A 17,824-nucleotide genomic window follows, 5' to 3' on the forward strand; every position below is an offset into this window, starting at 1 on the left:
TTATAATTTAGATTCAACTATGTTTAAAATATGATCTCTCCTTTGTATTCCTTCAGTGGCCAGCTTATTTATCTGTTTTGAAATTTCAGCTTTATAAGCTTCATCCTTAAGGCTGGAAAGATTTATCTTTACATTCAGCACAGCACCTTCAATGGCTGCCTGAGTAAGAAGAGCCGCAACCCCTGCATCTGAAACTGCATTGATATTTCCAAGTTCACTGGCAGTTAAAATATAATCATAAATCTTAAAGGCACAATCAGCCACCTTAAGTGGTACTTCAATGGCTGCCTTATAGCCCTGCTGTATTTTTTCTTTTCTTACATTTTTATTTTCTTCAGTATCCTTTGGAAGTTTGAAGGCTGACATAAGCTGCATAAATGATTCTGTGTCCTCCTCCATGAGCTTTAAAAATTCATCACTTCCATTTTTGGTTTCATTAAGGCTGTTTTGTATTTTATTTTTATCTGCTTCACTTAATTCTTCATAATTCTTTTTCCCCACAGTAAGGTTAAATACCATGCTTCCAAGAGCACTTGCAAGAGCTGCTGAAAGTGCTGAAACACTTCCTCCTCCTGGTGCAGGGGAAGAAGAACCAAGCTCTTCAATAAAGTCCTTTATCATCAAGTTTTTAAGCATTTGTTATCCCTTCCTTAATATAAACTTTTTATACTAGTCTACCATGATCTGCTACCACTTTGCCATTCTTAATGACAGTTTCTGCTGCATTTATGCCGAAATGATATATTAAGTAGTTTAGATTCTTACTGTTGAAAATAACTATATCCGCTTTTTTCCCAACTTCAAGGCTTCCTATTTTATCCTCTTGGCAGACAGCACAGGCAGCATTATATGTTACAGCATTAATTATCTCCTCAGGCAGCATTTTCATACCATAGCAGGCAAAAGTCATAACATTTTGCAGTGATTCCGTTGGTGAGGTTCCTGGATTGCAGTCCGTAGCCAGAGCCACAGGCACTCCCATGTCAATCATAAGTCTTGCTGGTGCATATTTATTAAGCATTAAATAAAATGAAGTAGTTGGAAGAAGCACTGCAATTACACCACTTTGTGCCATTGCCTTAATTCCTTCTTTTGATGCAGCCACCAGATGCTCTGCAGAAACGGCACCAAGCTCTGCTGCCAGTTCTGCTCCTCCCATGGGCTCAATTTCGTCTGCATGGAGTTTTACCTTTAAGCCATGCTGTTTACCTGCATTTAAAATCTCTCTTGTTTCATCTATGCTGAAAACTCCCTCCTCGCAGAAGCAGTCAATGAACTTGGCCATATTATGAGATTCCACATATGGAATATGCTGATTTATTATGCTGTCAATATATGCCCTTCTGTTATTTTTATATTCCTTTGGTACAGCATGAGCCCCCAGATATGTTGACTCAATGGTAATTGGATGACTTTCGTTTAATATTTTATTTATATGAAGCATCCTCATTTCATCACCAAAGTTAAGTCCATATCCTGATTTACTTTCTACAGTGGTTGTTCCATGCAGAAGCATTGTATCCAGCCTGGCTTTTGTTTCACTTATAAGTTTTTCCGTAGAGCTTTTTCTGGTTTCATTTACAGTGCTTAATATTCCTCCGCCAGCATTTAATATGTCTATATAGCTTACCTTTTTTAATTTAAGAGGCAGTTCAAACTCTCTGGAGCCGCCGTATACCACATGGGTATGGCTGTCTATAAGCCCAGGTGTAACTGTTTTCCCCTGTGCATCAATGACCTTGTCTCCCTGCTCATAAAACTTTTTGTATCCATCTCCCGTGCCAATTTCAGCTATTATATTTTTTTCTATTACAATAAACCCATTTTCAATTATGCCGGCGTCCTTCATTTCATCCCTGACTTTTTTATGGCTTCCCTTGCAGGTAACTAAACATCCGATATTTTTTATAATAGTTCTCATGTTAATTCCCCCAATCACAAAATTGAACAAACCTAACTCTAGAACTCATAACTTTTAACTCATAACTTTAAACTTATAACTGTAGAATTGAATTATTTTTCGTAAATCCTTTTTTCAAGTATCTGATCCTCAGAGAAATTTTCAATCTGCAGATAATATTCAAGGCTTTGCACCAGGGCTGACATTGGAACAAGTCCAACTATTTCACTGCCCACCACAGGCACTCCATATCTCTTTGCCTCCATTTTAACCATTTCATAGGCTCTGTAAATTGAGGTCTTTTCATAATTCACAAGGTTCATGGACACCTGTACTATGTTTCTGTCCTCAATTTTCACTCCCATGGCTTTAACAAATCTAAGGCCGCCTCCTATGTTTCTCACTATTTTAGCAATGCTATTGGCAATATCTATATTGTCTGTACCTAAGTTTACATTAAAAGCAACCAAAGGCACTCTAGCTCCCACAGCAGTACAGCCTCCTTTAACATTCATCACTGCAGGTCCGAAATCAGGCTTCCATGCAGGGTCCTTTATTTTTTCAAAGAAGCCTTCATACTGTCCCCTTCTAACAGCAGCTAAATTCTTTCTTTCAGGCTTTGATGCAGAATCCTCATAGAGATAAACAGGAATGTTAAATTTCTCTCCTATGGCCTTTCCAACTCTTTTAGACAATTCAATGCATTCCTCCACTGTCACATCCTTAATTGGAACAAAAGGAACCACATCCAATGCTCCCATCCTTGGATGTCCTCCAGTATGCTTTGACATATCTATATTTTCATAAACCTTTTCTGCCATTTTAAGAATAGCTGTTTCAACGCCCTGAACTGATCCAATAAAGGTTACCACTGTTCTGTTGTGATCGCTGTCAGATGAATAATTTAGAAGCTTTACATCATCTGCTTTTCTAACTGAATCAACTATTCTCTCAACAACCTCCATGTCTCTTCCTTCACTAAAGTTTGGAATGCACTCTACGATTTTTGACATTGCTCATCTCTCCTTTTCCTATGATTAGTATTTTATTTTAACTTCCTTTTCGGTATTTCTAAGCAGTTCTCCTGTGGATATTAATTTTTCGCATTTATCCAGTTCTACATACATTACCTTATCATTATCAATAAAATCCACATATTTTCTTACGGTGTCATAGGCTGCCTGGGTACCTTTGCCAAGCTTAAATCCTTGTCTGAAGTCTATTGCCTGACAGGCTGCCATAATTTCTGTGGCAAGCACTCTTCTTGCATTTCCAACTATGTCTCTTGCCTTTCTTGCAGCTATAGTTCCCATACTTACGTGATCCTCCTGATTTGCAGAGGAAGGTATGGAATCCACTGAGGCAGGATGAGCCAGCACCTTATTTTCTGAAACAAGAGATGCTGCAGCATACTGTGTTATCATAAATCCTGAATTTAATCCTCCATGCTTAACTAAAAATGGAGGAAGATCATTTAACTGATAATTAATAAGTCTTTCCAGTCTTCTTTCGGATATATCAGCAAGTTCAGCACAGGCAATTCCAAGAAAATCAAATGGTAATGCCATAGGTTCGCCATGGAAATTCCCTCCTGAAATCACATCTCCTTCTCTTGTAACAATAGGATTATCCGTAGCTGAATTTATTTCAATTTCAACTTTTTCTTTAACATAATTAACTGCATCTTTGGATGCACCATGAACCTGAGGTACACATCTTAGTGAATATGCATCCTGTACTCTAAGCTGACCCTGTCTTGTTATAAATGTACTGCCTTCAGTAAGACTCAGCATATTTGCAGCTGTATCCATTTGTCCTTTATGAGGTCTTATTTTGTGTATTCTTGGGTCAAAGGCATCCTTAATGCCCCTAAGTGCTTCAATAGTAAGTGCTGCTGCAATGTCGCTTACTTTTAAAAGATCTATAGCTTCCATTAAAGCCAGAGAACCTACACCTGTCATTACCTGAGTTCCATTTATAAGAGCAAGGCCTTCCTTAGCAACCAGCTCCACTACATTTATATCTGCCTTATGCATTGCATCTTTTCCATCCAGAACTTCTCCTTTATATTCAGCTTTTCCATAGCCAAGCATAGGAAGCACCATATGTGCAAGAGGAGCAAGATCTCCTGAAGCTCCCAGTGATCCTTTCTCTGGTATAACAGGATGAACACCCTTATTCAGCATTTCTATAAGTGTATTTAATGTACTAAGTCTTATTCCTGAATATCCTTTTGAAAGTGCATTTGCTCTAAGCAGCATAACACATCTTACAACATCCTTTGGCAAGGGCTTTCCAGTACCGCAGGCATGAGACAATATTAAATTTTTCTGTAAAGTCTTGCTGTCCTCCTTTGAAATAGTCACATCAGCAAACTTTCCAAATCCAGTTGTAATACCATAGATAACCTTATTATTTTCTACAATGTCATCAACAATTTTCCTCGAACTGGTTACCATTTTTTCAGCATCTTCACTTAATTCTACCTTTGCATTGTTTATGCATACATCTTTTATGTTTTCTAATGTTAAATGATTCCCATCCAAATAAACAGTATCCATATTTTATCCCCTTTTCATATATATTTTGTGCTTATACTATTTATATTCTTTAAAAAATTGCATTAACCTTTATTTTATCTCATTTGAATATTCTGAATATTTTTAACACACTGTCACTTTATCATAATAATGCAATATATATTGCTTTATTTTAAATTTTATTTTAAAATATAAATAGGAAAATATTGGTACACCACATAAGCATTGATTTTAATGCTATAATGGTATAAAAGATTAATTTATAGAAAGGCAAGGCTATAAAATGCTTGATAAATTTATTGAAAAGTCCAAAAATTTAAATCTATACAGCATTGTAGTGCTGAAAAACGGGGAAAAAATAGCTGAACATCACTGGGCTAAGGAGATTAGAAGAAATCAGTATTCAGCTACAAAAAGCTTTACCTCTACAGCTATTGGAATGGCTATAGATGAAGGACTTCTTAAGCTGCAGAATAAAATTATGGATTATTTTGAAAATGACATTCCAGGCAATCTGCCAAAGCTTCAGCTTCAGAGACTTAAAAAATTAACTATTGAAGATCTTTTAATGATGGCAGCAGGGTATAAGGATCCAGGCTTGATGGCTGAAAGAAAAAGCTTAAAAAACAAAAACTGGATTCAGTTTGCTTTGTCAATGCCTCTTTACTTTGATGCAAAACAACAATTCACATATACTAACTGTACTGCTTATCTGGCTGGAGTTATTTTGGAAAAAGCTGCAGGCTGCTCCTTAATTGACTACCTTATGCCAAGATTATTTAAGCCTCTTGGAATTCCACGTCCTGACTGTGAATTCTGTCCGCAGGGTCACGTTTTCGGAGCCAGTGGTTTAATGCTGACGGCAAATGAACTTGCTAAGTTTGGACAACTATACCTGCAGAAGGGTGAATATAATGGAAAACAGTTAATTTCTAAAGATTGGGTGCAGCAGGCAACAAAAAAACAGATAAACACAGGCTATGGCCCTTTGGATAACCGCATGGGCTACGGTTACTTTTTCTGGAGAGGCAGTCATAACTCATACAGAGCCAGCGGAATGAATGGACAATCCGCCATTGTTTTAGAGGATAAAAATGCAGTTATTGCCATTAATGCAAATGAGAAAAATACTCAGGCCATAAGGGACTGCATGTGGGAGAACATATATCCCGAACTATAATATGACAAAATATACGGACTATATCACTATTTTTATGATATAGTCCTTTTTTTAATTTTCTGCAGGTTCTTTTAAAGTATTATCTTTTACTAAAAGCAGTACTGAAGCAATGACCAGTGCACTTCCTATTATCATATTCAATGATAATTTTTCCTTTAAAATCAAAAATCCCAGTATTATACTTACAATAGGCTCCAGAGTACTTAAAATGGCTGCCCTGGATGGTCCTATAATTCTTACACCTTTCAAAAATGACATAAGAGCTACAACTGTAGATATAAATGCCAGTAAAATAATGCATATTAAAGCATAAAAATCTATTCTTAAATCCAGTGCCGAAGTGGACACTCCAAGTAAAAACATTATAATGCTGGAGGTTACGGAAAGATAAAAAATCATAACATAGCTGTTAATTTTCTTTGCTTTATCTGTGGAAATTCCAAGCACATAAAGTGAATAAAATATAGCTGAAGCAAATGCAAATGAAACTCCTGTAATGTTAATGCTCTGATTTTTTATCTCAATTAAAATAAATACTCCAATTAAGGACAGCAGCAGGGATACAATTTTTCTGCCATAAAGCTTTTCCTTATATAAAAATCTGGACATTAGTGTAACTATGGCAGGATATGTGTAAAGAAGATTTGTAGCCACGCCAACTGATACATAGTTATAAGAAATAAATAAGCACAAAGCAGTGGCTGAATATCCAAATAACCCCAGCATAATTACCATTAAAATCTGTTTCATGTTTAATTTAAGTGATATCTTTTTATTTAAAATTATATAAAGTAAAATAAAGGCTGCAAATAAAAATCGTAAAAACAGCACTGTATATGTAGTTGCTCCTCTTCCATAGGCTAACTTTGCCAGAACGGGCATTACACCAAATGCCGTTGAGGCTAATATTATGTCCAAATCACCCTGTATGTTTTTCATTATGACCTCCATCTTATTCCCTAATTTTCAGCTCCATGAGAGCCCATATTAAATATATCCTTTAATTCTTTTACCTTAAGCATATAAGCACTAATAACATATACCGGCACAGCAGCTATTACTGATATTAAAATAATAATTAAATTTCCCTTCATGGTTAGTGCCAGGTGTGCACCAAGGAACTTGTATATTATGTATACCACTGCCCCCATAACTGCTGAAGCTATTAGTATTTTAACAAATTCAGTAATTATATTTTTTACATTTATGCCTTTTACCTTTTTATTAAGATTGTAGAAAAGTAAAAGTGTTATCATACCCGTGGAAATTGATGCTGCCAGAGTTAATCCAGAAACATTCATGAATTTTACAAGTATAGAGCTTAGAATAAAATTAAGTATTATGCCGAAAAAACTGTTTATCATGGGGGTTTTTGTGTCCTTTAAGGAATAAAAGGCTCTGCTTAAAATATCCCTTAAGCCGTAAAATATTATAGCCGGTGAAAAGAAAAGCAGTGCTTGTGCAGTTTTAACTACTGAGCTCTCCAGGAACTGGCCTCTTTTAAATATTACACTTATAATAGGTACTCTTAAAACAATTATTCCAACTGCTGCAGGTATAAGAATTAGAAATATCATATTAATGGATTTTCCAAGAGCCTTATTGTATTCAGAATTATTTCTGTTGACAGCATGAGTAGCCAAAGTAGGATATATCACTGTTGAAATTGCTACTGCAAACACCTCATATACCAGCATAGTTACTTTATTTGAGAAATCAAGTATTGAAACTGCTCCCTCATATAAATTTGTGGCAAAGGATCTGTTTATAAACATATTTATCTGAATTAAGGATGTACTTATAATAATAGGAAGCATTAATTTAAATAATCTTATAATGTCCTTGTCCTTAAAATCCAGTATAAATTTATATTTATATCCTAAAGCCTTAAACCTTGGCACATTTATTATGTACTGTGCGAAAAATCCAAGCACTGTTGCCACTCCAAAACCTAAAATGCCATATTTATCAGGTAAAAAAACAAGATAAATCACATATATTAAATTTGATGCTATGGACATGGCTGAGGGTTCAAAAAAATACTTATGAGCCTGCAGCACTCCTGTAATAATGCTCTGCATGCCAACAAATATAAGAGAAAGGAACATAATCCTTATAATCTGCACTGCCATACTGAATACAGCAGGATTTTTAGTAAATCCGGGAGCACAGATAATAATAATATATTTTGCAAAAATAATCCCAAGAATGGTTACAATTATTGTAAACAGCATGAATATATTTAACAGCTTATTTACATATTCATTTCCTTCTTTAAAGGTCTTTTTTTCAATATTTTCCGTATGTATTGGAATAAAGGTGGTGGTCAGACCGTAGCCTATGCTTGTTAAAAGCATCACTGCACCAAAGGCAAACATATATATATCTGTCTCAATGGTGGTGCCGAACTTGGCTGCAATTAATGCATCTCTTACAAATGCCAGTACCTTTCCAATAACAAGTAAAATCATTACTATAATAGAACTCTTAATTAATCTGCTGTTCTTTAGCATAACTACTCTCCAATTATTTATTTACACAAGTCATGATAAAAATTATAATAATCTGTGCAAAACCTGTGTAATGTAAAATTCTTTTGTACTTCACTGTACAAATTATTCCCCAGGAAATTTTCCTTTAAATTCTCCATTGCCTTTTTCATACTGCTGTACACAGCATCTGCGTTATTTTCGATTATAATCATTTCATTTTCAGTGAAGTTTAAATCCACATCTCCAACTTTTGTGCAGATAACAGGCTTTTTTAAAGCACCGCTTTCCAAAACCGTCAAAGGGGGCGCTCCACCCTCACTAATTGAAGTTAAAATGCTTATATCACAGGCATTTAATATGCCATAGGGATTGCTTTTAAAGCCTGTAAATATAACCTTATTTTGCAGATTTAAATCACCGCACTGCTGCCTCAGCTGATTTTCCAGAGGTCCGTCTCCAACTATAATAAGCTTAACATTCTCAAACTCACTGCTGAGCTTTTTGAAAGCATTTATTAAAAGCTTTTGATTTTTTACAGGATGCATCCTTGCTATATTAACAAATGCAATATCCTGCTCTGACATATTATACTGTGACCGTATTTCACTTCTGGTTTCCTTTATTTCAATCTCATTAATATTTATTCCATTGTTAATTACGTACTTACTGCCTTTAAAGCCCTTGTCATTAAGCAGTGTTTTAATGCTTTGAGAAACACATACAAAGCTTTTAAAGCTCTTTAAGCCTATATAACTCAGAGGAGTATATAAATATTTCTTCATTTTATTATTCATAAAATCATATCTGTAATCGCTGTGTATGGTGGCAGCAGTATGGCAGTTCAGCCTTCCATTTATAAACTTATGTATGGCAAAAGCTTTAGCTCCATGAAAATCCGCCACATCTATATTATTGTCATTAATGTAATTGATTATATCATTATTATTAAGAGCATTGGGAAATAAAACATAATCATAATTCAAATGCTTTAATTTATCATAAAAACAGCCTGAACCTATACAGCCTATTATATTATTGTAGTTTTCAAACTTGGACTTGCAGATATTTAAAACATGATTAGCTCCTCCACCGTTGTCATTTCCAGAAATTATATGTAATATTTTCATAACATCACCACATTTAATTTTTTCTGCTTTTAATTACCATAAATAAAAACTTAGGTATACTCCATAGTCTTTTTATTCTCCATGGCTCCTTAAAAACCCTGTAAAGCCATTCAATACCCAGCTTTATCATCCATCTTGGGGCTCTTTTAACCTCACCTGCAAAAACATCAAAGCTTCCCCCAACTCCCATATATATTTTGCATGGAAGCTTATGCATATACATTGAAATAAATTTTTCCTGTCTGGGGCTTCCCATAGCAGCAAATATGGCATAGGGTCTTTTTGTATTAATTTCAGAAATTAAATCATCACAGCTGTCTAAGTTAAAAAATCCATTCCTGTATCCGCAGATGTTAAGCTTGGTATACTTGTTAGTAAGGTTTGAAACACATTTTTCAAGGGTTCCCTGTTTTGTTCCCAAAAGATAAACAGACTTATTGTTTTCCTCACAGTATTTAAATATATCCTCTGTTAACTCTATACCTGCAATTTTCTCCTTTACAGGTTCTTTAACAATTTTTGCAGCTAAAACCACACCAACTCCATCTGGTATAATTACTGACTCAGGTGAGTTAAATTCATCAAACAGTTCCTTATTATATAATCCATTAAATAATACTTCAGGGTTTCCTGAAATTATATTAACCTTATTAAATTTCTTTATGTAATTAAGCAGGCTTGATTTATCTTCATTATAAACTTTATATCCTAAAATGTTTGAAAACATATCTTCCTCCATTATCTATCGCATAAGCCTATGAATATCCAGAAAAATACTGCTATTTTAGGAACAAATAAAAGATTATCTGAAAAATTCATAAATAAGAATGCCACTGCTGAAGCAAAAAAACCTGTATAAAAAGTCTTTTTAACAAAGCTTTCAGAATACTTTAATGTATTATATATCTTCATAAGTAAAGTTATAATCACTGCTGCAAAAGTTATTCCTCCTGGAATTCCAAGCTCTGTTTCCACCTTCAGATAGGAATTGTGTACAGGATACCTTGAAAAATCAGCATAAGAGAGCTCAGGATATTTCTTCACATATTCATCATAATAGCTCACATAATTGCCATTTCCTACACCAAATACAGGGTGATCCTTAATCATTTTAATAGCTGTTTTCCACAATTTTAATCTTGCTGCATCCAATGTACTGTTGCCTATATCTTTTATTCTGGAACTGATCCTGGGAATAAAATACGCTGCTACTCCTAAAATTCCAATAGGAATAAGGAGTTTTATGCTGTATATAATAGTCAGTGTCAAAAGTCCAATACCAACTCCCACAAAAGCATTTCTTGACCCTGTCAATACTATGCTGCATAAAATTAAAACAACTAATACTGAATACATTATCTTAAGTAACTTTGCTTTTTCCTTAATGGCAAACATAATTACAGGGAAAATGCTCATAACAAGAAAGGCAGCAAAGGAATTAGGATTTTCAAAGGTAGATGCTATTCTTTCCATTTTAATTCCATTAAAAACATAATAGTATTTGTGTTCAAGTCCAAGGCCTGTTACAGCTTGAATTATTCCAATTAAACATGTAACAAATACTGATGAGAAATAACATAATTTTATTTTCTTAAAGTACTTTTCCTCTCCATAATTAAGCTTAAGCATAATAATCAAGACAAAATAAGAAAAAAATCTCAGTGTTTCAGATAATGCCAGTGATTTTTCCTTTGCGTACAGCACTGAAAAAGCCATTACAATGGTAAGACATAACATGGATATGAGAAAAATATCACTAAACATGCATCTAATTATATCCTTCACTGATACCCGTTTTTGAAGCAGTGCGGCAAAAAAAGTTAAAAATATTATAAGCAGCAGCAGATCTGCCACTGAGCCTTTGTTCTTTATAGTTAAATTATACGGTATTACTGGTACAATGAATATATAAATACAAATAAGTATATAGCTGATTTTATACATTTGCTTTTTCATGGCCATCACCCTTTTACTATTATTTATTAAAAAAGAATAGAGGTTAACCTGATTATTGATGGTTTAACCTCTATCCTATATTAATAAGAGTTACAAAAACTTGAACAACAAATTAAACTTACCTAAATTTACTAATATACGAATATTATAACACATCATAGTTTAAATTAGAATAGGTATTATGATTTTTCTATGATTTTTAATATTTATTTAAATTCTACCCTGCACTTAGTAAAATCAAACCTTCCAGGCCTGACTTCAGCCTGTTTGAACAAAAAGCTTACAACCTTAGCCTTGCCAGGATTTATGCTGTCAAGTTCAGGTACATTTGCAAATACCTTGCGGCATATTAGATTATTTGTTCCATCAAAAATGCTTACAGGCAGCTTTTCAACCTTAACAGGTTTTGTATTGCCATTTCTAAACAGCAGTGTACACATTATATCATCCTCAGGTGTAAACTCCAGCTTAAATAAAGAAATTGAAAACTCATTTGCCTTAAGTGTAGGCAGATTGTGAGCAAAATCCCTTAAAACACTTTCCTGTTCAAAAGAAAGGTCTGCAGGCATATTTTCAATTTCTGTATCCACAGAGTTAAATGCCTTCATTTGCTTGGTTGTATTGAACTTAATAGTGTAATCCTTGGATTCATCAAATACCACATCCTCTGGAATCTTAAAATTCACTGTAAAGTGCCTTGCACCATGGCCTTTAATTAATCCCTCATCTTTGAAATTAAAATTCTGGCTCATTACTGGGTTTTCTTTATCATCCATTATAACAAGAGGAATTTCCTCCATGGACAAGTTTGATTTCAGTCCATTTCTCACAAAAAATCCTGCCTCTAAATCATCATCATTTTTAGTAAAATAAGTAACATGAATATCTATGTCATTTTCCTTCAAAGGATGTTTATCATTTATTTCCTTTAATTCCTCTTCAAATACACGTTTCTTTAGTTCTGACAATGATTGATTATTTCCTAAATCTAAAAATATTTCGCATTTGTTTTCCATAAATGCCTCCCGCAACTATTTTATTTGTTACTTTATCCATGCACCGCTGGCATCTAATTTATAGGTTCCTATTGTAGTGCCGCATGCCATGGAACCATCGCTGTAAAGATAATACCACTTTGATCCTAACTGAATCCACCCAGTTGCCATTGCTCCACTTGATTTTAAGAAGTACCATTTACCGCCTGACTTAATCCAGCCTGTAGCCATGGCACCGCTGTCATTCAGAAAGTACCAGGTTGTACCATCTTTAATCCATCCTGTATCCATAGCACCGCTGTTATCCATGAAGTACCAGGTTGTGCCGTCCTTAAGCCATCCTGTTTTCATTATACCTGTACTATCTAGATAATACCACTTATTATTCACTTTTTGCCACCCTGTTAGATAATTATTGTCTGCATACAAATACCAGCTGCCATCTTTTGATACCCAGCCATTTAGTGTAGTTGGTGTTGGCGGTGTAACTGGTGGTTCAGGTGGTGTAACCGGTGGTGTTGGTGGTGTGGCTGGTGGTTCAGGTGGTTCAGGTGGTGTTGGCGGTGTTGGTGGTGTGATTATATCCCCAGCTACATTTGCCACATTTGTACCAGGATAATAAAAATTCAATATATCGCTATATGTTTTTCCGCTAAGTGCCATCTGCTGAGCACCAATTTGGCTCATTCCTATACCATGTCCAATTCCTTTACCTGTAAAAGTATAGGTCTTCCCATCAAAAGTTACAGTGTATAATGAACTTGGTAATGATAAAAACATTCTGGCACTTTCTTTTGAATATGCTGCCATCTGCGGTGTACCTGCTGAATTTACATAATTAATTTCTATATTGCTTACTCTTCCACTTTGATATTTGGTAATTGTATTTGTGTTGATGCCTGTAAATGTATCAGTGGATGAAATAAGTTTTTTACTTTTTAAAATTTTATCTATATCCGCTGTAGTAAATTGTCTAGTCCAGCTGTCTTGTGGGTCAAATGGGTCTTGCTTTTCCTTATAATATGGGAAGGAGCCTGACCATACATTGCTGCTGTCTTCAATGTATCCTCCATTACTGGCTGAATACAATGCTTCAATAAGATTTGACTGATACTGAAGAACCATTCCCCTGGTTTCATCAACAGCCTTATTAACATTAGTTAATGTCCCATAGTATCCCTTATATGCCTGGCAGTTCGTTGTGTCATCTAAATCATAGCCATTTGTTAATTTCCTTAAAGCGTAGCTTCTTGCTGCTATTGCCTGGGCTTTTAACGCCTCAATATTATAAGTACTATACATTTCTGAGGGTACAACACCTTTTAAATAATCCTCTATATAAATACTATTTATAGGTAAAATTGCTGAATTCTTAATTTGAAAACTAACAATTCCTAAATATTTGTTCTTACCAATGCTTATTGTATTTCCAGTTTGTGAAGGAACAAAATTCACTGAATCCACTGTGATTCCATTTAGATTTATCTTGTCATTATTTTTTAAAAGAGTAAGGCTTGTCCCGTCTTTATAACGCACATTATTAATGTAATAGTCTCCATTAAGGGTTACAGTAATATTGTTATTCTTCATACTCTCCAAGCCAACCTTAACATACTGTCCATTGTAATAAGTTGCACTGCCTGCAGCCTTTACATTAATCCCGCTGAACATTGTAAAAATGAAAACAGCAATTAAAAATCTGACAGCATGTTTAATACAGCTTTTTTTTGCAAATTGCCTTTTTACTGAAAATACCATAAATAGAAATCCCCCTGTTAATAATTATTTATTTAAATAGATCCCAAAGCAAATTATTTAGTTGCGGCTGCCTGACTTTATTATTCTATGCCTGTAACAATTAAATCAGTACTTACCCACACTCCATTGGCATCAAAATTGTATATATCTACCTTTGTATTTGCTGCCATTTCACCTGAGGTGTAATATAAAAAGTACCATTTATCATTATATTGAAGCCAGCCCACAGCCATATCTCCGTTTTTATTCATATAATACCATTTACCATTATATAAAACCCAGCCAATAGCCATATCTCCGTTTGGATTTAAATAATACCACTTGCCTCCATAAGAAAGCCATCCTGTTTTCATTGAACCGTTAGGATTTAAATAGTACCATTTGCCGCCTAAATTAATCCATCCTGTTACCATTTTACCATTCTGGTTCATATAATACCAGGTTCCTCCAATATGTATCCAGCCTGTACTCTTTGTCCCACTATTGTTCATGTAGTACCAGCTGTCCGAAGTCTGCACCCATCCGCTGGCCTTTACCTGAAAAGTTGAAAACATTAGAGCAGACGCTGTTATTATGAAGCTTAATAAAAATGCTGCAACTCTCTTTTTAAACAAAGTTTAACCCCCCAGAATTATATTTGTCATAAGTAATTATACCTTATTTTTATTTTATATTAATTTACAATTTAGTATCAATATAAATTTAACCTATAATTAGTTTACATTAAAATTCATCACAACAGGCTTCAGTATTTTACTGCCTGATGCAGAAGCCACATTGCTGCCTACCACCAGTGTATAGCTTTGTCCTAATTTGTATGTGCCTGATGGAACGCTTACATGAAGTGTTTTTCCATCACTGTCCAGTACCACACTGGAATTTATTTTATTAAATAAGCTGTCATAAATATATACATTATTATTGTTTATTGTGGATGGATTCAGTTTATCACTAAACTTAACATTCCACACCTTATTTAAATCAGTAATGGTTTTTGAAGGCCATTTAGATGCATTCTCAATATCTGCAGATGATACATTAGTACTGCTTGCACTATTCACAGTATATGCCTTTAAAGCCACGTTTTTGTTAATACCAGATGTATTAACATCTTCCCAGTTTACACCATCTTCAGATACAAAGCTTCTTCCACGGGCTGTATCTACGGTTATTCCAAGGGTGTAGTCATTGGTTTCAATTGGGAAATCAGCTGTATATCCTGGAGAAATTAACTTAACAGCTACAGTATATTTTTCACCTGTTTTTAAGTTAAGAGGTTTGTCTAGCTTTATTGTTCTATAACCGCCTTTGTCCATAGTTCCCGATTTTATTTTAGTAAGGTTGTTAAACCCGTCGCTTCCTGTACTGTAGTATACCTCATAATATGTGTTCTCATAATCGAAATATGTGCCTACAGCAGCCAGACTTTCAGGGCTGGAAGAGCTTTGGAACACATTGGCAAACCATATCTGATTGCTATTTACAGGGATTTCTACAATAAGTCCATTTTTATCATACTGATATATATGGTTATAATTGCTGCTTTTCTCTGCAGTGAAACTTGTTAAATCTGTACCAATGACTCCATCATAATAGGATACATAAAAATATCCATTATCCCCCCAGTCTTTTCCCCAGCTGTTTTTACAGATAAAGGCTCCATTCCCGGCAGGCTGATTCAAAAACTTTTCCTTGGGATAATTGTCATCCCATCCCACAATAGCAATATCATGATTAGCATTATTTCTATCTGAAGTGTAAGGGTCATAATAGGAATAATTGCTGTCATTATAATAATAATCATCATAATATAATGAGCTGTCTACAGCACCATATGTGATAATCTGATTTTTCAGCTCTGTATTGTCCAGTGAGGATTTTCTGTCCTTAAGATAAATAACATCCTGTACATGAAATGCAGGTGTATAAGAACCTCTGTCTACAATTGTTGATAGTGAATCAGGATCCCTGCTTTGAAGCACTGGTCCTGACCATCTGGCAAAATAAGCTGCTGCCATATCCCTATTTCCGCCCATTTCGTAATAGTCTGGTGAAGAGCCTCCTGTTACCACATTGTTTTCAGAAAAATTATATATTCCATAGCCCTTTTCAAGAAGATAGGATTCCAAAGAACCTGTAGCTGCAAATGCCCAGCATGTGCCATTAATGCCCTGATTGTCCACAGGTGTTACCATATTAAGTGTTCTTAAATCATAAGATGCAGGCAGATTGCTTGTACTTTTTCTTAAACTGTTTTTAGAATCTAAAATCTTGAATTTAGACGGCTTTGCTCCAGGAAGTGGAGATTTTACTGAGGATGAAACAGATTTTTCACTTATATCAGCTGCATTATAAGTACTACCTATATTGCCAGCGGCCTTAGCAGAATAAGGGAACTGCAATAATGAAGCTGCAGTAAACAGACATAATATTATTTTTGCACCCTTTTTCATAATTACCATCCTTTTAATGTAAAGTTAAATTAATTTAAACTTTATAATAATTATATCATATGTAAACAAAAAGAGAAGATTAATGTATCTTCCCTTTTTGTTGTTTTTTGTATAAAAATGCAATGCAAATTCCCCAGATTATAAATTAGTATGACCACACTCTTGTGCCTGTTGGCATTTTGTCATAAATAAACCATGCATCATCAATAGCAAGTCTTACACATCCGTGAGATGCAGGGACTCCAAGTGTTGGATCCTGTATATTGCCATTATTGTCTAATAAAATTGTATGAAAAAGATAGTTATCGTAAAAGCCTGTCCAGTATTTGCAGATGGTATTGCTTCCAGCTCTAAACCAAGGGCCTCTTCCATAAATGCTGTATAGTCCCCTGACTGTTGGGGTTGCAGCTGTTCCTGATGCACATCTCATGGATCTTATTAATGACCAGTGTCCCTTAGATCCTGTATACACATTTACCATCTGATTGTTATTGTCTACTGTGATAAAATATTTGGTTGCACTGCCTAGGCCTGATGAATTCAATGATGACTCCATATCTGACTTTGATGCCATAGCTCCATTTTTGTACAAGCAGTACCAGGTTCCGCTGCTCTGTACCCATCCTGTGGCCATGGCTCCATTGGAATATAAATAATACCATTGTCCATTTTTGTAAATCCATCCTACAGCCATATCACCATTTGGATTTAAATAATACCATTGTCCATTTTTATAAATCCAGCCCACAGCCATATCACCATTAGGGTTTAAATAATACCAGTGTCCATTATAAGAAAGCCATCCCATTGCCATAGCCCCATTTTGGTTTAAATAATACCAGTGATCATTGACCTTCTGCCATCCTGTTTTCATCTCTCCATTGTCCAGTAAATAATACCACATTCCTTTGTCATTAAGCCATCCAGTTTTCTTTATGCCTGTTGCAGCATCGTAATAATACCATTTTTCATTGGTTTTAACCCAGCCTTTTAAGCCATTTATGGTAACATTACATACTGCAGTTTTCTGTCCGTCTGATGTGGCAGCTGTAATCACTGCAGTTCCCTGCTTTATAGCAGTTACTAAACCATTTGCATCCACTGAAGCTATGTCAGCATTACTGGTTGTCCATAATATTTGCTTATTAGATGCATTTTCCGGAAGTACAGAAGCATTTAATTTTAATGTGCTACCTGCTTCCAGAACTGCATCCTTTTTGTCCAGTATAACTTCAGTTACTGGAACTGCTATACCATTTGTATCTAATGGTACATCATTGCCATCTGCCATTACCGTTAAAGATGAGCTTAAGGCAATACATGAGGTGAAAAGTAAAGTTAGAAATAGTTTTAAGACCTTTTTCATGGTTACCCCCTTGATGCATTATGCATATTATTTCCCCTTTTAAAATAATATTTCTAC

General features: G+C 34.8%; 15 protein-coding genes and 2 pseudogenes. 1 reads left to right on the forward strand and 16 read right to left on the reverse strand.

Going from position 1 to position 17,824, the window contains the following annotated elements; translation table 11 throughout:
* From EQM05_RS11850 to hutH, 4 genes are all read right to left on the reverse strand, one after another.
* Nucleotides 1-636: a cyclodeaminase/cyclohydrolase family protein gene (locus tag EQM05_RS11850; protein WP_128750230.1), complete on the reverse strand. Its 636-nt coding sequence runs from the start codon at nucleotides 634-636 to the stop codon at nucleotides 1-3.
* 28 nt (nucleotides 637-664) lie between these two features.
* Nucleotides 665-1,921 carry an imidazolonepropionase gene (hutI, locus tag EQM05_RS11855; RefSeq protein WP_128750231.1) on the reverse strand — a complete coding sequence of 419 codons (1,257 nt, stop codon included), beginning with the start codon at nucleotides 1,919-1,921 and terminating at the stop codon, nucleotides 665-667.
* A gap of 92 nt (nucleotides 1,922-2,013) precedes the next feature.
* Entirely contained in the window at nucleotides 2,014-2,913 is a 900-nt protein-coding gene (gene ftcD / locus EQM05_RS11860; protein WP_128750232.1) for a glutamate formimidoyltransferase, read from the reverse strand.
* 24 nt (nucleotides 2,914-2,937) lie between these two features.
* The gene (hutH, locus tag EQM05_RS11865; RefSeq protein ID WP_128750233.1) at nucleotides 2,938-4,461 is read right to left on the reverse strand and encodes a histidine ammonia-lyase; all 1,524 of its coding nucleotides are present in this window, start codon (nucleotides 4,459-4,461) and stop codon (nucleotides 2,938-2,940) included.
* A 262-nt stretch (nucleotides 4,462-4,723) separates the two neighbouring features.
* Here hutH and EQM05_RS11870 point away from each other — a divergent pair, with 262 nt between their 5' ends.
* Nucleotides 4,724-5,620 (forward strand): serine hydrolase, encoded by an 897-nt coding sequence (locus EQM05_RS11870; RefSeq protein ID WP_128750234.1) that lies wholly within the window; start codon nucleotides 4,724-4,726, stop codon nucleotides 5,618-5,620.
* A gap of 51 nt (nucleotides 5,621-5,671) precedes the next feature.
* Here EQM05_RS11870 and EQM05_RS11875 read toward each other — a convergent pair whose 3' ends face one another.
* The 12 genes and pseudogenes from EQM05_RS11875 to EQM05_RS16270 form a co-directional block, all read right to left on the reverse strand.
* Entirely contained in the window at nucleotides 5,672-6,559 is an 888-nt protein-coding gene (locus tag EQM05_RS11875; RefSeq protein WP_164917280.1) for a DMT family transporter, read from the reverse strand.
* Between the two features lie 20 nt (nucleotides 6,560-6,579).
* Nucleotides 6,580-8,133 (reverse strand): murein biosynthesis integral membrane protein MurJ, encoded by a 1,554-nt coding sequence (gene murJ, locus EQM05_RS11880; protein WP_128750236.1) that lies wholly within the window; start codon nucleotides 8,131-8,133, stop codon nucleotides 6,580-6,582.
* Nucleotides 8,134-8,150: 17 nt separating this feature from the next.
* Nucleotides 8,151-9,239, reverse strand: a complete 1,089-nt coding sequence (locus EQM05_RS11885) for a glycosyltransferase (protein WP_128750237.1) — start codon at nucleotides 9,237-9,239, stop codon at nucleotides 8,151-8,153.
* A 13-nt stretch (nucleotides 9,240-9,252) separates the two neighbouring features.
* On the reverse strand, nucleotides 9,253-9,966 hold the full coding sequence (locus EQM05_RS11890) for a WecB/TagA/CpsF family glycosyltransferase (RefSeq protein WP_128750238.1): 714 nt from the start codon (nucleotides 9,964-9,966) through the stop codon (nucleotides 9,253-9,255).
* Between the two features lie 11 nt (nucleotides 9,967-9,977).
* On the reverse strand, nucleotides 9,978-11,195 hold the full coding sequence (locus EQM05_RS11895) for an O-antigen ligase (RefSeq protein ID WP_128750239.1): 1,218 nt from the start codon (nucleotides 11,193-11,195) through the stop codon (nucleotides 9,978-9,980).
* Between the two features lie 206 nt (nucleotides 11,196-11,401).
* Nucleotides 11,402-12,211 carry an SLAP domain-containing protein gene (locus EQM05_RS11900; protein ID WP_128750240.1) on the reverse strand — a complete coding sequence of 270 codons (810 nt, stop codon included), beginning with the start codon at nucleotides 12,209-12,211 and terminating at the stop codon, nucleotides 11,402-11,404.
* A gap of 27 nt (nucleotides 12,212-12,238) precedes the next feature.
* Nucleotides 12,239-13,948 (reverse strand): SpoIID/LytB domain-containing protein, encoded by a 1,710-nt coding sequence (locus EQM05_RS16255; protein WP_128750241.1) that lies wholly within the window; start codon nucleotides 13,946-13,948, stop codon nucleotides 12,239-12,241.
* 80 nt (nucleotides 13,949-14,028) lie between these two features.
* Entirely contained in the window at nucleotides 14,029-14,562 is a 534-nt protein-coding gene (locus EQM05_RS11910; RefSeq protein ID WP_243108061.1) for a hypothetical protein, read from the reverse strand.
* A gap of 99 nt (nucleotides 14,563-14,661) precedes the next feature.
* Entirely contained in the window at nucleotides 14,662-16,401 is a 1,740-nt protein-coding gene (locus tag EQM05_RS11915; protein ID WP_164917281.1) for a lectin like domain-containing protein, read from the reverse strand.
* A 145-nt stretch (nucleotides 16,402-16,546) separates the two neighbouring features.
* Nucleotides 16,547-16,975, reverse strand: coding sequence for a L,D-transpeptidase (locus EQM05_RS16260; protein WP_347560233.1), 429 nt, complete (start codon nucleotides 16,973-16,975; stop codon nucleotides 16,547-16,549).
* A pseudogene (locus EQM05_RS16265) lies at nucleotides 16,976-17,404 on the reverse strand (choline-binding protein A); the annotation flags it as partial.
* A gap of 15 nt (nucleotides 17,405-17,419) precedes the next feature.
* Nucleotides 17,420-17,767 (reverse strand): annotated as a pseudogene (locus EQM05_RS16270) (Ig-like domain-containing protein); the annotation flags it as partial.
* Nucleotides 17,768-17,824 lie beyond the last annotated feature (57 nt).

The sequence above is a fragment of the Clostridium sp. JN-9 genome, assembly GCF_004103695.1.
Taxonomy (GTDB): Bacteria; Bacillota; Clostridia; order Clostridiales; family Clostridiaceae; genus JN-9.